The organism is Streptomyces sp. NPDC102270, from assembly GCF_044766405.1.
In the GTDB taxonomy this organism is placed as follows: Bacteria; Actinomycetota; Actinomycetes; order Streptomycetales; family Streptomycetaceae; genus Streptomyces.
This window is the reverse complement of the sequence record NZ_JBIWLX010000021.1, coordinates 83950-101272: the sequence shown is the minus strand read 5'-3', so window position 1 is coordinate 101272 and position 17323 is coordinate 83950. Positions and strand designations below refer to the sequence as shown.

Here is a 17323-nt window from a genome sequence, read left to right as displayed (position 1 = left end):
CAGTGATCAGTGGTTCGGGGCGTGGGTCGATACCAGGTGCCGGGCGATGGGACTCAGCGGGCAGGAGCCGGCTCGGACGACGGCAGCCACTCTCGCCTGAGCAGCCCGTAGACCCACGAGTCAGAGACCTCGCCGTTGACAACGCAGTCTTCCCGCAACGTCCCCTCACGCACGAAGCCGAGCTTCTCCAGCACGCGGGCAGAAGCCACATTGCGCGTATCGGCCTCAGCCTGGACGCGATTCAGGTCCAGCGTGTCGAATGCCCACCGCAGCAAAGCGCGCGCGGCCTCGGTCGCATAACCGTGGCCCCACGCTGCATCGTCGAAGCAGTAGCCCAGCGACGCGCTGCGGAAGTCCGGATTCCACCTGTTCAGGGTGCACCAGCCGATGAACGCCCCGTCGGAGACACGATCCACGGCCAGCCGGGCCCCGGTGCCTTCCTTCTCCATCTCTCGGCAACGGGTGATGAACTTCTCGGCGCGCGCTTGTTCGGTCCACGGTGGATCGTCCCAGTAGCGCAACACGTAAGCGTTGCTCTGCAGCGCGAACAGGTCGTTCGCGTCCGCGTCTTCGAAGGCACGCAGTCGCAGGCGAGCAGTGTGTAACGAGGGGGTGGGCAGCGAGATACTCATGTTCCATCCCGTGATCGGTGGCCGATCAATCAGACATCCGATGCGGCTCACTCGCAACGGGTTTCCTCTGCGGGCTGGCAGAACGACGTGAATGGGCCGGTGGCGTGTTTGCCGGGCGGCTACGGTCGCGGCCTGTGAACAGTCCCTGCTCGGTCTCATCGAGGATTCCGCGCCCGGTCAGGCGCTTCAGTTTGATGCGGACGTTGTTGATGTTGTTCGGCACGAGGTCCAGGTCGCTGTCAGAGGGCCGGTGACCGCGCCGACGATCGCCTCCGTGGTCTCGCGCACCTTGTATTTCTGCCAGCCCCTGGTGGGTCGGTAGGCATCGTCCAGCCTTTTGAAGATCACGCCCTCCATTCCCACCGAGGCCCATGTCAGCCACTCGCGCACGGTGTCCGGGTCGGTGGTCGACGGGCACAGCACCCAAGGGGCCGACAACCGGCGGGCGGCGAACACGGACTCCAGGGCGGCCCTGCGCCGCCGATACGGCCATCCGGTCGTGTCGGTCCCGGACAGCCGCAGCAGATCGAACGCGGCGAAGTAGGCCGGCTACTCGCCAGCGGCCCAGACCGGCCGGGCGCCGCGCCGCTGAAGCCGGTTCTGCAACTGCTCGAAGGCGAGCCGGCCCGCAGCGTCCCGTACGACCAACTCGCCGTCTATCGCCGTCGCGTCCGGCAGCTGCGCGGCTCCCGTCCCGATCTCCGGAAACGCCGGGAGCATCTCGGTGCCGCGCCTGGAGCGCAGCACCACCCGGCCTGCGTCGACGGAGACCAGGGCGCGGAACCCGTCCCATTTGGGTTATGCCCTGTTGAACTGTCCGCGGGATAGAGTCCGGCGCCATGTCGATCACTGGCGGCGAGCGGCTGTCCTCGTGAGAGTGCGGTCAGGCGGCGAAGGAGGCGAGCAATTCGTTGTACTGCTTGGCGGCGGTGGCCAGTTCGTCGTCGGAGAGGCCGAAGGCGGTGCCGTACACCTTGACCATCGGCTGCTGGATGTCGAACTGGCAGAGCCGCAGGGTGGTGTGCCAGTTGCTGAGGAGGGTCTCGATGGTGGCCTGGTTCGAGCCTTCGGGGGTGTAGTGGTCGGCGGGGACGCCGGCGGTGACGGCGACGACGGCCTTCTTGCCGGCCAATTGCGAGGCAGAGCCGTCCATGGTGAAGGCCCAGCCGAGGGTGAAGACCTTGTCCTGCCACTGCTTGAACAGGGGGGTGGTGTTGTACCAGAACACCGGGTGCTGGAAGACGATCACGTCGTGGTCGGCGAGCAGTGCCTGCTCGGCGTCGGCGTCGATCTGGAAGTCGGGGTGGGTGGCGTAGAGGTCGTGAACGGTGACATGGGCCAGCTCGCGGACGGCGTCCACCAGGGCCTTGTTGGCCTTCGACCGGGACAGGTCGGGGTGACCTACGACAAGGAGAACCTTGGGCATGATGAGACAACCTCTTCAGCGATCAGTGAAATGGATGAGCAGATGCGGGCCGGCCGGGTGTGACGGGTCAGCACGTCGACAGGGCGTCAGATCACCGGTCGATGGTGGCCATGTTCGTCTCGTCGTGGCGTTCGCCCGCGGCCGGTGTGAGGTTGTTCAGGCGGTCGAGCTGAGTGGCGCTGAGTTCGATGCCGTCGGCGGCGGTGTTCTCTTCGACGCGTGCGACCCGCCGGGTTCCGGGGATGGGTGCGATGTCGTGGCCGCGGGTCAGCAGCCATGCCAGTGCGGTCTGTGCGGGGGTGGCGGGCCTTGTCCCCGGAGGGTGGACACCTGTTCGTATCGTTATGCGGCAAGTGTCAGGTAGCTGACTGCTGCTCGTAGGCGATCGGCGCCTGCTGTCCGTTCGCCGAATGCCGTCGGCGGGTGTTGTAGCGGGTGATTCAGGCGAAGACCGCCAGGCGGCAGGCGCGGGTGCCGGCGAGGCGGCGGGCACCGCGCAGTGTCTCGCGTTTGAGAGCGGCGTTGAACGACTCGGCGAGGGCGTTGTCCGCCGAGGTGCCGACCGCGCCCATCGACTGCCGCACTCCCAACTCGGCGCAGGTGTGGGCGAATTGGCGGGAGGTGTACTGGGCTCCGTGATCGCTGTGGAAGACGGCTCCGGTCAGGCTGCCGCGGGTCGCGGCGGCGGCCCGGAGTGCGTCGGCGCCCAGCTCGGTGCGCATGTGGTCGGCGATCGACCAGCCCACCAGGCGGCGCGAGAAGCAGTCGATCACCGTCGCCAGATACAGGAACTCGCCGTCGCCCACCGGCAGGTAGGTGATGTCGCCGACGTATTTGGCAGGCGAGCCTGTCCCAGTGACTAGGCCGAGCCAGGAGGCAGCCTACGTGCAGCCGTCATCCTCGGCACCGTTCGCCTGCACAAGATGGGAGTTCCAAGCCCGCTCCCGCATTGGTGAAGGTGCCGAGGAGGCGGTACTCGTGACGCTGGCGCATCGCTTCCGCACGGAAGCGGGAGCCCTGCGCCGCCTCGTCCCCTCCCGGGGTTTTCGACCGGCAGGGTGTGACATGAGTCATGGACGGGATCTTGGAAATGCCCTGCTCCGCCGCGCTGCTGCACTCGTTGTGGGCTCACCATGCCCTGGGGGCGCCGGCCGATGATGCCGGGTGAGGGAAGCCGCTTCGACACGGCCCAGGCCCGCCCCTCGTACTTCTGTACCACCTTCGAAAGGTTCTCCTGCGCCATGCCACTGGCTCTGCTGGCCCTGGCCGTTGTCGCTTTCGGCATCGGTACGACGGAATTCGCCACGATGGGGCTGCTGCCCCAGATCGCTGACGGAATCGGCGTGTCCGTTCCGCAGGCGGGCAACATCGTCTCCGCCTATGCGCTGGGTGTCGTCGTCGGTGCCCCCGTGCTGACGGCCATTGGCGCACGCATCCCGCACAAGAGGCTGCTGCTGCTCCTGTCCGGGCTGTTCGTCGTCGGCAACGTCGCGTCCGCGCTCGCCCCCGGCTTCGGCCTGCTCTTCGCCGCGCGCTTCCTCGCCGGACTGCCCCACGGGGCGCTGTTCGGCGTGGGCGCGGTGGTGGCGTCCCGGCTGGTCGCCCCCGACCGGGCCGCACGCGCGGTCTCCAAGATGTTCCTCGGGCTGACCATCGCCAACAGCAGCTGGGCTGGCGGGCCGCCTACGTCGCGGTGGCCGTCATCGGCCTCGTCGCCCTGGTGGCGCTGTCCCTCTTCGTCCCCCACCAGCCGCGCGGCCCGCAGACCGGCGTCCGGCACGAACTGCGGGCCATGGGCAACAAGCAGGTGGCCATCGGCCTGGCCACGGCCGTCGTGGGATTCGGCGGATTCTTCGCCGTCTACAGCTACCTCGTGCCCATGCTCACCCATCTCACGGGCCTGTCCGACTCCTCGACCACGCTGGTCCTCGCGCTCTACGGCGTCGGCATGACCCTCGGCACGCTCGTCGCGGGTCCCCTCACGGACCGCGCCCTGCGCCCGACGCTGTACGCGGGACTCGCGCTGATGTCCTCGGCGCTGGTGGTGTTCTACTTCACCGTCCACAGCACCGTGCCCGCCCTCATCACGATCACGTTGATCGGCGCGATGGGCGCCCTCATCACCACGCCCGTCCAGATGCTGCTGATGGCCAAGGCGAAGGACGCCCCGACCATGGCGGCGGCCTCCAACCACTCCGCCTTCAACCTGGCCAACGCGGGCGGCGCCTGGCTCGGCGGCCTCGCGATCTCGGCGGGCTGGGGCTGGGCGTCGCCGTCGCTGGTCGGCGCGGCGCTGGGCGCCGCCGGGCTGGGCCTTGCGTTCATGGGCGGCTTCATGGACCGCGGCGGCAGCCGTTCCGAGGTGATCACCGGCGCCCAGCGGGAGCAGGCCGCCGCCTCTCAGTCCCAGAGCGGATAGGACACGGTCGGGCCGAACTGCTCCGGCCGGGCGGCCGGGTACGTCAGTGTGATGCGGGAGTAGTGCGACACCTGGGGGTGCTTCTTCCAGGGCCGTGCACGGTCCAGTCGTACGGTCACCGGGTAGGCGTGGAAGTGCCCGGCCGCGCAGTACGGCTTGCAGTCGTTGACCCAGTTCACGCCCTTGGCCCGCGCCGAAGCCGCGTCCCATCGGGTCCAGTGCAGGGAGGCCAGGCGGCTGTTGCCGTCCCCGCAGGCGAGCATGAAATGCGTCGGCCGCACTTGCGGGTGCCACAGGCAGTCGACGAGGACCGGCGGCGCGGTGCGTGGCTGGACGGTCTGTGTCACGGGTGCCGGTGCGGGCCCGGCCGCGGGCGAGGTGCCCGCGGCGGTGGCGAGGGTGGTCACGGCAAAGACCGCGACCGTCGTGGTGAGTGTGCGTAGCTGCATGGCCGATCCCCGCTGCCGCTGGCCGATGGATGTCCCGTCTTCGACGCTACGACCGTGGGCCCGCGCTCACCACTCGAACAGGGCAGAGCGCGGTCGGCTCAGGCCGCTGCCGCCGGTGGCAGCGAGAAGAGCATGCAGGAGCTGGTCGCGTGCGCCAGCACCGGTCCTCGGTGTCGACCAGCGTGGCCTCGGCGAGAGCCGTCTGCCGGCCGCGGTGGACGATCGTGCCGACGGCCCGTACCGGGCCGGTGTCCACCGAGACCCGCTTGAGGAACTTCACGCTCAGGTCGAGCGAGGTGTAGCCCATGCCCGCGGGCAGCGTGGACTGCACGGCGCAGCCCAGCGCCGAGTCGAGCAGGGTGGCGTAGACGCCGCCGTGCACACTGCCGATCGGGTTGTAGTGCTCCTCGCCCGGAGTGAGCGAGAAGACCGCGCGGCCCTCGGACACCTCCTCCAGCGTGAAGTCGAGAGCGGCGGAGATCGGCGCCGCCGGAAGCCTGGCGTTCAGGACGTCACGCAGGAAGTCCAGGCCGGACGAGCGGCCCACGGCACCGGCCGTGACCATGGGGTCGTCCCATGTGTATGTACGTGTGCGTCCCATGCGTCTGTGCCCTCCCGGCTGACTTTGTACGGCGAAGCTAGCCCTGCCCGCAGCTGACTGTCAATCATGAAGTCAGCGGGCTATCATGGCCCGGTGGACTGGCTCGCATTCAGCACCGAGAACTGTTCCGTGCAGCGCGCCCTCGACGTGGTGGGGGAGAAGTGGACGCTGCTGATCGTGCGGGACGCGGCCAACGGCGTTCGCCGCTTTGACGATTTCCGCAGGCACATCGGCCTGTCGGAGGCGGTCCTCAGTGACCGGCTGCGCAAGCTGACCGAGGCCGGCATCCTCACGACCGTCCCCTACCGCGAACCCGGCAGCCGCTCCCGCAACGAGTACCGGCTGACCCGGAAGGGCTGGGACCTGTGGCCGGTGCTCGTCGCCCTGCGTCAGTGGGGCGAGACACACAGCCCGGACCCGGCCGGCCCGGTCCTCGACATGCGGCACAGCGCCTGCGGATGCCCGGTCCGTGCGGTCGTCGCATGCACCGGGGAGCACGGCGCGCTGACCCCGAGGGACGTGACGGTCGAGCCGGGGCCGGGAGCGCGACCCCTGACCTGACGCGACGTGGCTACACCGGCAGCCGGGAGCCCCCGCCGCGCATCAGCTCCAGATCCTCGCCCCAGGCGTCCAGCACCCCACCGTGCCGGCCGCCCGTGCGGCCGCTTCGACGCAGCTCCAGACCCCCGGCGACCCGGACCTAGCTTCTGCCTCCGTGATCACCGCCGTGCCCAAATGAGGATGGCGGCGCGGTGAAGTGCGGCCTGGTAGGTGATCGCGAGTTTGTCGGTTCGTGTGGCCGGGCCGCGCCACTGTTTGAGGCGGTTGGTGCATCGCTTGACGGTGTTGCGCTGCTTGTAGGCATCGGCGCCGAAGCCGGGCGGGCGTCCGCCTCGGCGGCCCCGTCGCAGACGACGGCCCATCTGGTCCGCGGGCTGCGGGATGACCGCGCGGATCTGCCGGCGGCGTGGATGACTGCGAATTGCGCGGGATGAGTACGCCCGGTCAGCCAGAACCATGGTGGGGCGGGTCCGGGGCCGGCCGATTCCGGTTCTTGGCACTCGGATGCGGGCCATGACCGTCTAGAAGGCGGGTGCGTCATCGGCTTGACCCGCAGTGACGACCAATGCCAGGGGCCGCGCATGGCTGTCTGCAGCCAGGTGGATCTTGGTGCTCAGCCCGCCGCCGGAGTGTCCCAGTGCGTAGTCGGCCGGCTCGTTCGGGTCTGCGGCCCCCTTTTGAGTGCTCCGGCGGCGTGCTGGTGGGCCCTAACGACGGTGGAGTCGACCGACACCGCCCAGCCGATGTCGTCGACGACATCCGCTGCCGCGAGGAGAGCGGTGAGGATCTTCTCCCAGGTACCGTCGATGGCCCACCTGATCAGCCGTTTGTGAGTGGTCTGGAACGAGCCGAGCCCGTCCGGAGCGGGCCCGCTCGGGCTCGTCCTCGCCGACAGGCTCCTACGTCCTCACCTCGCCCTTCGTGAGCAGCCACTCCTTGTGCAGGGCCCCCAGAGGGATCCTTGTCCGGAAGACGGGCGTGCCGAAGATTGAAAGCTGAAGATTCAGAGTGCCGGTGAGGTCGATTCCGCCGTACAGGGCCCAGGAGCCGGAGCCGGAGGCGGAGCCTGCGCCGTCCGTCGAGCCCTCGGCTGTCGCATCGGATTCGGCGCGGAGATAGGGGGCGAGGTCGGCGGTGACCCCCACCGTGCCGTAGAGGCCCACCGTCGCCTCGGCACCCATGGCGGCCTTGACGTCACCGACGGCGGTGAGCGTCGTCTTCAAGGGCTCACCGGTCATGTGGGATTCACTGACGCCGGTCCAGCCCTTGGCCCAGGTGAAGTTCCCGCCTACGCGGAAGTCTCCCTTGAGATCCTGCTCGGCGTCGACCGTGACGCGGCCGTCCGCGTCCACCCGGAAGTAACAGACGAGATCGAGATTGACGACAATCGGGACCGGGCCGACCTGGATCACGGGGTCGGCGTGCAGTTCGGCGAAGGGGATACGGATCGGCTTGCCGTTTGTCGTGCCGGCCGCTCGGCCCTTCAGCTGCCACTGGGAAGTCCACTCGCCGGTCAGACCCAGGAACGCGCCGCTGGGCGAGGAGCTCGCGGTAGCGCCGGATCCGTCGTACGAGAACGCGACCTCGGGGGCCAGTTGGACAAAGCCCTTGAGCGAGGCGGCGGCCGAGGCGGGGGCACCTGCGGCGGTCTGCACAGCGGCTGCGACGTCGATGCGCAGGTTGCCCAGCGGGAGCTTCGCGCCCTCGGGTCCGAAGGTGAGGTCACCGGTTTTCGCCCAGGAGACCTTCACGCCCTCGACGAGCGGGTCGACCTTCAAGGTGGACGGGTCGACGGGGACCGCACCGTCCGCCTTGCTCTTGCCCAGGACGGAGTTCAGCTTGGTCGGTTCCGTCTGGACTGTCGCACTGCCGTTCGCCGCGGTGTCGACGATCTCTGTAACCTTGGCCAGTACGCCGTGGGGGGCGCCGGGGGCGGGGGCGCTGGCTATGACGTCGCCAACAGCCACTGCGGTCGTGGACTTCGCGCCGCCCGAGCCCGCGTCCTGGGGAGTGCTGGAGTCGACGGGCGAGGAGGCGGTCGTCGTCGACGGGGTTGCCGACGGGGCAGCGCCCGAGCCGGACGGCGGTGCCGCTATGGCCGCCCGGCCGCTCTTGCTGTCGTACGACGCGACCCTGAGCGTGGATTTTCTGGCCCGGGCGTGGCCGAGCGTGTTCGCCGCGGCCACCGCGGTCGGGGTGGCCACGTCACCGGTCGGAGCGGAAACGACCGCGAGTTGCTCCTCGCCGGTGCCGGGTTTTGAGGCTTCGGCCGTCGAGGCGGCTGCCTCGCTGGTGGGGGCGGGGGAGTGGGCCGAGCAGCCGGTGGCCAGCAGAGCCGCGACGGTGACCGTCGACAGGGCCGAAACCAGGGCATGCGCTCTGAGCTTGTGCACGCGTGAGTCCTCGGGAGCGGTGGCAGGGGGTGTTTTTGGAAGGAATGGCGTAGCGGCGTGGCGCAGGTGCCATGGCGACATCCCGGACGGCGGGTACGAGAGGGGGATGGCACACGGGGTGGACGTGGTCGGGCGGCAGCTGTCCGCGTGACAATGCGCGGCGGTTTGTTACCTGTCAGTAGATGCGCATGAGCATGCCAGGTTGACGGCGCGACTGGGGCCACTTCCCCTGTGGCTCCCGCGTGACGTGGAGCACATCCATCTGTGAGTCAACTAGCGCTTGGGAAAAGGGCGGTTGGGCGGTCGACCAGTGTCCTTGGCAGCCGCTGTCGCCGGTGCGGGAGCTGAGGGGGGACGGCCACGACGTGCTCATGCTGATCTCCGGGGTGGGGAACCTGGGGATGTGGCCCCGATGCGGAAGTAACGGCGACGCCCGCGGCGCGATGCAGTGGTGGGGCGGCGACAGGCCCGCCGCCAGAACCTGCGAGATTCCCGAAGTTTCCCATGCAGTCCTCGACGCGTCCCGCATGAGAGCGGCGGCGGTAGGCGGCGCAACGAGGAGTCGATCGCTGCCCTGCCGAGCGTCCATCCGGCGCCGTTCCCGCTGTCCACTCGATCGCGCGGCGTTGCCGGTGCCTGTCGAAGAGGTCTTCTCCTTCGGGTTGGATCTCGTCCTCAGGGGGCTGGGGGACTTTCGTGATGGTGGCTGACCAGGACAACATACGAGCCAGATCGGTCAGGCACAGATGCCGGATGGCGTGGGTGGAGAGCAGCTCGATCTCGGCCGTCAGTGCAAGACGGCGGACCGCCTTCGACCACGTCCACAAGGTCAGAGGCTGGGCGCGGTTGCGCCGGGGCTCCGACAACAACAGTGGCCCCCGGCTTCGTGACGGGCCTGCAGCAGCTACCGCCGCAGCAGCGTACGGTTCTGGTCCTCCGCGACGTGCTCGGCTTCCCCGCAGCGGAAGTCGCCGACATCCTGGACACGAGCACGGCGGCCGTCAACAGCGCCCTGATCCGAGCTCGCCACGGTCTACGCCCAGGAGGCGATCCGCACGACATCCCGCTGCCCAAATCGCCGGCCGAGGCGGCGATCGTCGACCGATTCGTCGACGCGCTCGAACACTTCGACCTCGACCGGCTGGTGGCCCTTCTCACTCAGGACGCCAGGCTCACCATGCCGCCCGAGCCCTTCGAGTTCCGCGGTCCCCGGGCCATCGCCGGGTTCTTGCAAAACTCCCGTTCTGGAAGCGAGACCTCAAGCTCGTCCCCACCCGCGCAAGCAACAAGCCCGCCTTCGTCTACTACGTCCCCGACCCCCGCGCGCCGATCTGGCGGGCCGGCAGCATCATGGTGCTCGCGCTGGGAGGCGATCGAATTGGCGGAATCACGCGATTCGGAGATCACGGGCTGCTCGCTCGGTTCGGAATCCCGCGCACACTGCCCAGAAACTGACCGGCATCGGCCGGGCGGTGGGCAAGCGCGAAACACGACGCTTCGCCGTGAAGCAGTCATCCAACGCACGGGAAATCAACTCCCCGAGACCCACTGCGACGCGGGTCGGATCCTTGCGTCGATGCCCCGAAACGGCCGAGCGGCATGCCAGCCTCGCTGTCGAGGCGCATCGTCGTCAGGGCTGCGGGCCACGGCTTCGGTCCTCTCGTCTGCGCAGGCTCAGCAGGCGAACGCTTCGGTCAGGCTGATGCGGTAGCCGTCCTCTTCCATCAGCACGACGGTGACGCCGAAGGGGGAGGGGTGGTCAATCTCGATCGGGATGAAGGCGTAGTTCACCGCGGCCTGGATCGGCGGCACCAGTTCGGCGCCGGGCCGCGGTGCGGGGGCCGGCCTCCAGTCCGGGGCGACTGAGGCCCCGCCCTCGGGGCTGCGGGACAGGAGCTGCTCGGTGTAGGGGAACTGGTGCAGGACGTGCCCGTCGCGCGTGGCGAGCACCATGTTCAAGCAGGGCGTCGAGCCGGCGACCGGCAGCTCGCAGACGGTGGCGACGTCATGGGTCTCCCAGACCAGGACGACCTCGTCCGCGCCGGCGGCTGCGGCGATGTTCGAGAGTTGCGCGACACCTGCGAGTGCGTCTTCGCCGACTTTGATCCGGCGGACCCAGATCATCCCCACCAGCTCGCCGCGTACCAGCGGCATGATGAGCGGGCGCGGGACCGTGCCCTCGCCCAGCCCTGCGGTGTATGCCTGCTTCGCCACGCCGACCAGTGCGTCCCACATCTGCGCTTCCACGGACGCCCCCTTTGTCTGCCGATTCCGATCACCGCACCCTGGCACAAAGGGTGCTGCCCTGTCAGCAGGATGATCACCTGGCTCCTGAGGGCGCCCGTCATCGGCTGGATCGCGTCGTGTCCCACCGATGGGGGCCGGGTACGGCTTCGGCAACTGGCTGTGGCGGTGAGGGGCAGTAGATGATTGTCGCGGTCGCTACGAGGGCGAGTACGGCGCAAGAGATCGTGCCGGATCGTCAACGTCGCCTGGACGGACTGAATCCGATGCTCGTGAGTATGGACGGCGGCACTCGGGAAAGCTGCCGCCGGTCTGGTCTGTAGCGGAGCGGACTCGGCCGGTGGCCGTCGGTAGCGGTTTGTCCAGGAGGAAGGCGCGCAGCAGTGCGGTGTAGCGGCCGGGCTGTTCGCCCGAGATGGAGTGTCCGGCTCTCTTGACGGTCACCAACTCGGAGCCTGCGAGGGTGTGTTGGTACTCGGCGGTCACGGCGGGCTTGATGAAGTCGCACTCCCCTCGCATGATCAGAGAGGGGACGCGCAGGGTTCGCAGACGGGGCCGGGGGTCGGGGAGCCGCTCGAAGTCCTTGACGGTCATCTGGTTGCTGTAGAAGCCCTGAGGGTTGTCGTGCGCCGTGGTGGGCGGAGCGTCCTCGCACGAGGTGCTGTCTTTTCCCTGGAGGGCGACTTCGTGCATCCAGGGAACGACTTCGCGGTCGTCGACCAGCGCGTGCGGGGCGGCGGGGTTGATCTGGAGGAGCAGGGTCGCGGCGATGATGCGGGGTGCGCTGTTCAGCCGGTCGAGGCGGGCCTGCTGTGCGGGGGAAAGGCGGGTCCAGGGTTCGCCGTCCTTGGAGCCGGGGTATTGACGGCCCCACAGCGCGCCCGTCGACGTGAAGACCGCTTTGGCGACGTGCTCGCCATGGGCGGCCAGGTACTGGGCGGTGAGCGACCCGCCCCAGGACTGGCCGACCAGGATGATCCGGTCGGCGCCGAGTGTGCGCCGGATCGCCTCCAGGTCGGCGACCTGGCGGGCGACGGTGTATCCGGTGACGTCCCGCAGGCGGGTGGAGCGGCCGGCGCCGAGCTGGTCGCAGGAGTAGACGTCGAAGTCGTCCGCCGCGAGCTCAAGGCCCCCGGTGGGGACGCCCTCGCCGGGGGTGCCCGGCCCGCCGTGCAGGAAGATCACCGGGGTCGGTCTGGCCTTGCCTGTGGCGGGGGAGTGGACGTAGGCGATACGTGAACCGGTCGGCAGATCCCAGAACCGCACGCCAGGCGGGGCGGGGGCCGTCGTCGTGGGTATCGGACGCAGGACGGTGACGGCGCCGAGGACGGCGACGGCCGCGGTAAGGCCGACCGAGAAGAACGCGGACGCCCGTAGGGCCGGGCGGCGGTCGAGGCCGAACAGGGCGAACGCCGCCCGGCCCAGCAGCCCGCCGGACAGAGCGCCGCAGCCGAGAGCGACGACGACCAGGACCGGCACGCTCGCGGTGACGAACGCCGCGGCGAGGAAACCGGCCACCGCCACGGCAGGGGTCAACAAGAGCGCCAGGAACAGCAGGACACCGCCGGCGACACGGTGGAGAAGTATGCGTGACGTGCCGTCGATGCTAGGAAGCCGACGCGGGCGATCCGTCCAGCTCAGGGACGGTCCCGCCGCGTGCGGGGGCCGCCCTGCGGCGGGGTGTCACCCCCGCCTGGCGGCGGGGTGCGGGCTCGATCACGGCCCGCTGCCGGGCCTGATCAGCCCTGTCTCGTACGCGGCGATCGTCGCCTGCACCCGGTCGCGTACGCCGAGCTTGCCGAGGAGGACGGAGACGTGGTCCTTCACGGTGGGCGGACTCACCCCCAGCACCGCCGCGATCTCCGCGTTGGACAGCCCCCGCGCGACCTGCCTCAACACCTCCGTCTCGCGCGGGGTGAGCAGGTCGAGCCGGGCCGCGTCGAGCGGACGCGGCCCGTCCGCGAACCGGTCGATCAGCCTGCGGGTCACCGCCGGGTCGAGCAGCGCGGCGCCCCCGTGAATCACCCGTACCGCGTCGATCACCCGCTCCGGCTTGGCGTCCTTGAGCAGGAAACCGGCGGCCCCTGCGCGCAGCGCGGCGAACAGGTATTCGTCGAGACCGAAGGTGGTGAGCACCAGAACACGGGTCGCGGGGCTGCCTTCGGTGATCGCGGCTGTCGCCGCGAGCCCGCCGATCCCCGGCATGCGGACGTCCATCAGCGCGACGTCCGGCCGCGCCGACAGCGCGAGTTCGACGGCCGTGTCGCCGTCCGCCGCCTGCCCGACGACGCTCAGGTCGGGTTCCGCGTCGAGGATCGCCGCGATCCCGGCCCGTACGACGGCCTGGTCGTCCGCGACGGTCACTCTGATCGCCATGGGAACGCCTCCGGGAGCCACACGCGTACCGCGCCGCGGTCGGTCGTCGAGAGGGTACCGCCGGCGGCGTCCGCGAGGGCGCGCAGGCGCCGCTCCACCGCGGGAACCGCGGGTGCCGGACCGGAGACCTCCACGCCGTCGGGGAGCGTGCGCACGGTGAGGGTGACGCCCACGGCCATGAGCGCGGAGGCGGTCCGGTACGCGAAGACCTCCACGGCGGCGGGCAGCGGACGGCGTGTTCCGACGTACCGGACGACGGCGCCGTAGCGCGCGGCCAGCGCGGTGATCCCGGAGACGGTGGGCGGAGGGGCGCCGTCGGCGTCCGCGTCTGCGCGCAGCCCGGACAGCAGGTCCCGCAGCGCGGTCAGTCCGGCGCGGGCCCCTTCCCGCACGGCCCGCAGGTCCCTTTCCTCCGCTACGGCGACGACCGCCCGCGCGTGCCGGAGGGCCGTGTCCCGCAATCCCGCGGCGAACAGCAGACGCTGCGCGTATCCGGCCGCCTCGGCGTCCCCGTCGAGCAGGACCCGCCGCCGGATGTCCGTGGCCCGCAGCCGCTCATGGCGCCGGGCGGTCCGGCGCCCCCACGACCAGACGGCGAGGGCGGGGAGGGCCAGCCCGCCCGCGAGTACAGCCCAGGCAGCCGTACGGCTGCCGGTGATGCCGCTGCCGCTCGCCAGCGCGAGTCCGCCCACGGCGGCCACGGCGAGCGGCGCGTACAGGCCTCGGCGCCACGGCAGACGTACCCCGACGCTGTGGACGAGCGTCAGCTCGACCCACCCGTACACCAGGAAGATGTCGCTCACCGGCGGCCGGGTCCAGCCGCCCGGTCGCAGGCCCACCACAGCAGCAGCGCCGACAGTACCGCCGTGAGCGCGCGGCCGGGCGCCCGTGAGCGCCAGGCTAGCGGCACGGCATGCAGGCCCGACAGCAGGACGGTCACCAGCGCGGGCAGCAGGCCGCCGAAGGGGGCCTTGGCCGTCATGAGGCTCGCGCCGAGCGACAGTGCGATCGCCAGGGCCACCAGCGCGTAGTCGAGCGCGGCCGTCCCACGCCACAGAGCCCACCCGCGCAGAGGAAGAACCGGTGCCGCAGGCAGCGAGGCCCGCACACGCCAGCCCTCTCGACGACCTTGCGCCACGGGTCCCGCGCGGAACGTCCCGCCCGCCGCGGTGACCGCGGCCGCCAGCCTCGCGAGACCGCGCCCGGTCCCGAGGCCCGGCTCGACGACCGTACCGCCGTCGTCCGTGACGGTGACGGTGAAGAGGCGCTCACTGTCGGCCTGTTCGGGCTTGACCCGGTCGTCCGTCGGCTCGATCCGGACACGCACTGTCGCTCCCTCGGCGTACCGGGCCGCGTTGGTCAACGCCTCCCGGACGACCCGGTACGTCGCGTCCGTACTGCCGGAGATGCCTTGTCGACCGTGTATCGGTAGTCCACCGCGTGCGCGGCGGCCAGCGCGTCGACCTCGGCGAAGCCGGCCGCCGTCGCGTCCAGCCCGGTGAGGCGCACCAGTTCGCGGACGGCCCCCCGGCCCGCCTCGGAGGCATGGCGCAGCGCGTCACCGGTCCGTTCCCGGTCGGCGAGCCTGAGCGCGGCGCCCGCGGCCACCACGATCCCGGTCACGCGATGCGCGGCCACGTCGTGCAGCTCCGCCGCCAGCCGGTCCCGTTCCACCAGCGCCGCGAACAGCGGGACCGCCGCCGTACCGGCCTCGTAGTTCGCCAGCGCGGACCGGCGGGCCGACCCGCTGCCGACGGGAGCGGCCCGTCGCCCAGACGACCGCCACCACCCCACCGGCCGTCAGCGCGACCCCCGCCACGTAGTGCGGCGGTTCACCGCATACGGCGGGGATCGCGGCGACGGCCGGCGTGAGCACGACGGTTCCTATGAGGGAGGAACCGGCGGTCCTGCGTACGGCCAGCAGATGGACCAATATCAGCGCGCAGACCGCCGCGACGAGGGAGAGGACCCACACGAGCCCCGCGTAGCCGTTCATTGCCCCACGCCGACGACGCACGACCGCTCGACGATCTCCATGCCGGCAGACCAATTGGCTTCTTTGGTAGGGGTGAGGAGACGTCGTTGATCGTCGGCTGAGGTGAGACGGAGGGCACTCTACGTGCGCTGTATGAGGTTGCGTCCCAAGACGCGTTTGCGCCACAACAGCAGCCGAGCCCGACCCACAGGGCGAGGCCAGGGCAAACCCTGATCCCGGCGTCGGGGTGGCCGGACCGATTTTCAGGGAGATCCCTCATCCCCGGGGTGGATTCGTCGTACTGGCGTGGACGGACACCATCGTCCACGCCAGTACGACGAGGATCACCGGGAACAGTCAGGCGGGAGAACGATGAGGGACTCACGATTCGGGGCGTTGGCACTGCTGACAGTGTGCGTGCTGGTTCCCACGGCGGGCGGTGCGGTCGCCGCGCCGCCCGCCGTGGCACGGGACGCAACCGCGTTGCAGGCGGCACTGGACCAGGTGACGGCAACCGGAGCGATCGGTGCGGTCGCCGAGGTCCGGCAGGGCGATGCCGTATGGCGCGGCAGCAGCGGCAAGTCCAGGCTCAACGGCCGGCAACCGGCCCCCGTCGGCGGCCGCTTCCGCGCTGGAAGCGTCACCAAGACCTTCACTGCCACAGTGGTGCTCCAACTGGTGGGCGAGGAGCGGCTGCGCCTCTCCGACACCGCCGAGCGGTGGCTCCCCGGCCTCGTTCCCGGCCCTGGAGGCGACCGGATAACGGTCCGTGACCTGCTTGAACACGCCAGCGGCCTGGCTGAGTACTCCGATGGCCTGCTCGACGGCGATGCCCCCCGTGACCGCTTCCGCACCTGGGCACCGGCCGAGCTGGTCCGACGGGCCGTCAAGGACGGCAACAGGGACCGCCCGCTGCTGTTTCCGCCGGGCACCGACCACCATTACTCCAATACGGACTACATAGTGCTCGGCATGATCGTCGAAAAGGTCACCGGCCGCTCGTACCGCACCGAGATCGACCAGCGCGTCATCCGGCCCCTCGGACTCCGGAACACCCGCCTGCCGGGCCGCTCCCCCTTCATCACCGGGCCCCACTCCCACGGCTACGAACCGGTGGAGAAAGCGGACGGGACACTCGTCCCGGTCGACTACACCACCGTCAACATGTCCGTCGCCGGCGCCGCGGGGGAGATCATCTCCACCACCGCCGACCTCGACCGCTTCTTCCGCACCCTGCTCAGCGGCGGCCTCTTGCGCCCGGCCGAGCTGCGCGAGATGACCGCCGACCCCAGCGGCGGCGGCTGGGGCCTGGGCCTGGAGATCGCCACGCTCCCCTGCGGCACGATCGTGGGCCACGGCGGCGGCACACCCGGCTACCGCACCGTCTCCTTCCACACGCTCGACGGCACCCGCCAGGTCACGGTGGACTGGACCGACTGGGGCGCCGACGCCGACGCCGGCCCCGCGGCCCTCGCCCTGATGACCGGCGTCCTCTGCCCCTCGTAGCCGCCGACGGCCCAGCGTCCCGACCTCCTCCGGGAGGAGGCAGCAACTGGAAGCAGCGGAGCCGGTCTTCGAGAACACCCGCTCCGCGTCAGTGTCCTGCCACAATGCGGGAGGCGCCCCGTACCCGGGCACATCACGGCCTTGGGCTCCTCCCGTCGACCCTCGGTACAGGTCTCGGTACCTCCCCCTAAGCTGCGGGCGTGGACTACAGCGAGCTTGAGGCGGAAGTTCTCCGGCTGGTCGCCGGGGCCACCGAGGGTGGCGCTCGCGCCTTCGGCGAGGAAACGGTCACTCGTCTGGTGCGGCCGGAGCTGCTCCTCGGTGCGGCCGAGGACGAACTCACCGAAGAAGCCCGGGCCGCACTGACCACCGCCTGCGCGAATGTCCTGACGATCAGCGCCGCCGAGCTGCACGACAATCTTGCGACGATCTACGACGGCATCCTGGTCGAAGACGATCTGGACCCCGGAGTCCTCACCGCCATCACCGCGTTGGCGCACTGGAAGAGCTATCTGGAGCAGAACCGGCGCGGCGAACTCTACGAACTCGCCATCCGTTCCATCGAGGACGTCGACCACGAGGTCTCCGCCGATCTCGACGACTTCCTCGCCGCACCGGAGATGGCCGCCGAGTACGAGCGCATCCGCCGGCTGCTGGACCCCGGCGCAGGGCGGGAACGCGGGATCCACCGCGAGTAGTTCCGGAACCACGGCGATGCGGGCAGCCGGGGGCTGTGCCCGT

General features: G+C 70.2%; 14 protein-coding genes and 6 pseudogenes. 5 read left to right on the top strand and 15 right to left on the bottom strand.

Annotated features, from left to right (window positions below; all coding sequences use genetic code 11):
* Positions 1-53 precede the first annotated feature (53 nt).
* From ACIRP7_RS36530 to ACIRP7_RS36510, 5 genes and pseudogenes are all read right to left on the bottom strand, one after another.
* On the bottom strand, positions 54-632 hold the full coding sequence (locus tag ACIRP7_RS36530) for a GNAT family N-acetyltransferase (RefSeq protein ID WP_403668495.1): 579 nt from the start codon (positions 630-632) through the stop codon (positions 54-56).
* A gap of 186 nt (positions 633-818) precedes the next feature.
* A pseudogene (locus ACIRP7_RS36525) lies at positions 819-1415 on the bottom strand (ATP-dependent DNA ligase); the annotation flags it as partial.
* A gap of 100 nt (positions 1416-1515) precedes the next feature.
* Positions 1516-2058: an NAD(P)H-dependent oxidoreductase gene (locus ACIRP7_RS36520; protein ID WP_403668492.1), complete on the bottom strand. Its 543-nt coding sequence runs from the start codon at positions 2056-2058 to the stop codon at positions 1516-1518.
* A gap of 91 nt (positions 2059-2149) precedes the next feature.
* A pseudogene (locus tag ACIRP7_RS36515) lies at positions 2150-2362 on the bottom strand (aldo/keto reductase); the annotation flags it as partial.
* 52 nt (positions 2363-2414) lie between these two features.
* Positions 2415-2894: pseudogene (locus tag ACIRP7_RS36510) on the bottom strand (IS3 family transposase); the annotation flags it as partial.
* A gap of 405 nt (positions 2895-3299) precedes the next feature.
* On the opposite strand from ACIRP7_RS36510, the pseudogene ACIRP7_RS36505 reads away from it, so the two are divergent.
* Positions 3300-4477, top strand: a pseudogene (locus ACIRP7_RS36505) (MFS transporter).
* Here the strand turns inward: ACIRP7_RS36505 and ACIRP7_RS36500 are convergent.
* Positions 4459-4926 (bottom strand): hypothetical protein, encoded by a 468-nt coding sequence (locus ACIRP7_RS36500; RefSeq protein WP_403668490.1) that lies wholly within the window; start codon positions 4924-4926, stop codon positions 4459-4461. The pseudogene ACIRP7_RS36505 and the gene ACIRP7_RS36500 overlap by 19 nt on opposite strands.
* Before the next feature lie 98 nt (positions 4927-5024).
* Positions 5025-5527: pseudogene (locus tag ACIRP7_RS36495) on the bottom strand (PaaI family thioesterase).
* 93 nt (positions 5528-5620) lie between these two features.
* Between ACIRP7_RS36495 and ACIRP7_RS36490 the strand changes: the two are divergent.
* Positions 5621-6088, top strand: a complete 468-nt coding sequence (locus ACIRP7_RS36490; RefSeq protein WP_403668488.1) for a winged helix-turn-helix transcriptional regulator — start codon at positions 5621-5623, stop codon at positions 6086-6088.
* Positions 6089-6246: 158 nt separating this feature from the next.
* Here the strand turns inward: ACIRP7_RS36490 and ACIRP7_RS36485 are convergent.
* Positions 6247-6941 (bottom strand): annotated as a pseudogene (locus ACIRP7_RS36485) (IS5 family transposase); the annotation flags it as partial.
* 46 nt (positions 6942-6987) lie between these two features.
* The gene (locus tag ACIRP7_RS36480; protein ID WP_403668485.1) at positions 6988-8481 is read right to left on the bottom strand and encodes a hypothetical protein; all 1494 of its coding nucleotides are present in this window, start codon (positions 8479-8481) and stop codon (positions 6988-6990) included.
* 790 nt (positions 8482-9271) lie between these two features.
* Between ACIRP7_RS36480 and ACIRP7_RS36475 the strand changes: the two genes are divergently transcribed.
* The gene (locus tag ACIRP7_RS36475) at positions 9272-10192 is read left to right on the top strand and encodes a sigma factor-like helix-turn-helix DNA-binding protein (protein ID WP_403668482.1); all 921 of its coding nucleotides are present in this window, start codon (positions 9272-9274) and stop codon (positions 10190-10192) included.
* Here the strand turns inward: ACIRP7_RS36475 and ACIRP7_RS36470 are convergent.
* From ACIRP7_RS36470 to ACIRP7_RS36445, 6 genes are all read right to left on the bottom strand, one after another.
* Complete coding sequence (locus ACIRP7_RS36470; RefSeq protein WP_403668695.1) at positions 10156-10716, bottom strand: hypothetical protein; 561 nt, start codon at positions 10714-10716, stop codon at positions 10156-10158. The genes ACIRP7_RS36475 and ACIRP7_RS36470 overlap by 37 nt on opposite strands.
* 207 nt (positions 10717-10923) lie before the next feature.
* Positions 10924-12264 (bottom strand): alpha/beta fold hydrolase, encoded by a 1341-nt coding sequence (locus ACIRP7_RS36465; RefSeq protein WP_403668479.1) that lies wholly within the window; start codon positions 12262-12264, stop codon positions 10924-10926.
* A 177-nt stretch (positions 12265-12441) separates the two neighbouring features.
* Entirely contained in the window at positions 12442-13101 is a 660-nt protein-coding gene (locus ACIRP7_RS36460; RefSeq protein WP_403668476.1) for a response regulator, read from the bottom strand.
* The gene (locus tag ACIRP7_RS36455) at positions 13086-13904 is read right to left on the bottom strand and encodes a hypothetical protein (protein WP_403668474.1); all 819 of its coding nucleotides are present in this window, start codon (positions 13902-13904) and stop codon (positions 13086-13088) included. The genes ACIRP7_RS36460 and ACIRP7_RS36455 overlap by 16 nt, the downstream gene beginning before the upstream one ends.
* The gene (locus tag ACIRP7_RS36450) at positions 13901-14464 is read right to left on the bottom strand and encodes a hypothetical protein (protein WP_403668471.1); all 564 of its coding nucleotides are present in this window, start codon (positions 14462-14464) and stop codon (positions 13901-13903) included. Before ACIRP7_RS36450 ends, ACIRP7_RS36455 begins: the two co-directional genes overlap by 4 nt.
* Positions 14461-14895 (bottom strand): histidine kinase, encoded by a 435-nt coding sequence (locus ACIRP7_RS36445; protein WP_403668468.1) that lies wholly within the window; start codon positions 14893-14895, stop codon positions 14461-14463. Before ACIRP7_RS36445 ends, ACIRP7_RS36450 begins: the two co-directional genes overlap by 4 nt.
* A 553-nt stretch (positions 14896-15448) precedes the next feature.
* Here ACIRP7_RS36445 and ACIRP7_RS36440 point away from each other — a divergent pair.
* Together ACIRP7_RS36440 and ACIRP7_RS36435 are read left to right on the top strand one after the other, a co-directional pair.
* Positions 15449-16582, top strand: a complete 1134-nt coding sequence (locus tag ACIRP7_RS36440; protein WP_403668465.1) for a serine hydrolase domain-containing protein — start codon at positions 15449-15451, stop codon at positions 16580-16582.
* A 200-nt stretch (positions 16583-16782) separates the two neighbouring features.
* A complete protein-coding gene (locus tag ACIRP7_RS36435) occupies positions 16783-17280 on the top strand; it encodes a hypothetical protein (protein ID WP_403668463.1) in 498 nt (165 codons plus the stop codon).
* Positions 17281-17323 lie beyond the last annotated feature (43 nt).

Coding starts and splice junctions, on each gene's coding strand:
- ACIRP7_RS36470 (WP_403668695.1), bottom strand. CDS start 10,716: ATGTGGGACGCACTGGTCGGCGTGGCGAAGCAGGCATACACCGCAGGG.
- ACIRP7_RS36440 (WP_403668465.1), top strand. CDS start 15,449: ATGAGGGACTCACGATTCGGGGCGTTGGCACTGCTGACAGTGTGCGTG.
- ACIRP7_RS36530 (WP_403668495.1), bottom strand. CDS start 632: ATGAGTATCTCGCTGCCCACCCCCTCGTTACACACTGCTCGCCTGCGA.
- ACIRP7_RS36520 (WP_403668492.1), bottom strand. CDS start 2,058: ATGCCCAAGGTTCTCCTTGTCGTAGGTCACCCCGACCTGTCCCGGTCG.
- ACIRP7_RS36460 (WP_403668476.1), bottom strand. CDS start 13,101: ATGGCGATCAGAGTGACCGTCGCGGACGACCAGGCCGTCGTACGGGCC.
- ACIRP7_RS36500 (WP_403668490.1), bottom strand. CDS start 4,926: ATGCAGCTACGCACACTCACCACGACGGTCGCGGTCTTTGCCGTGACC.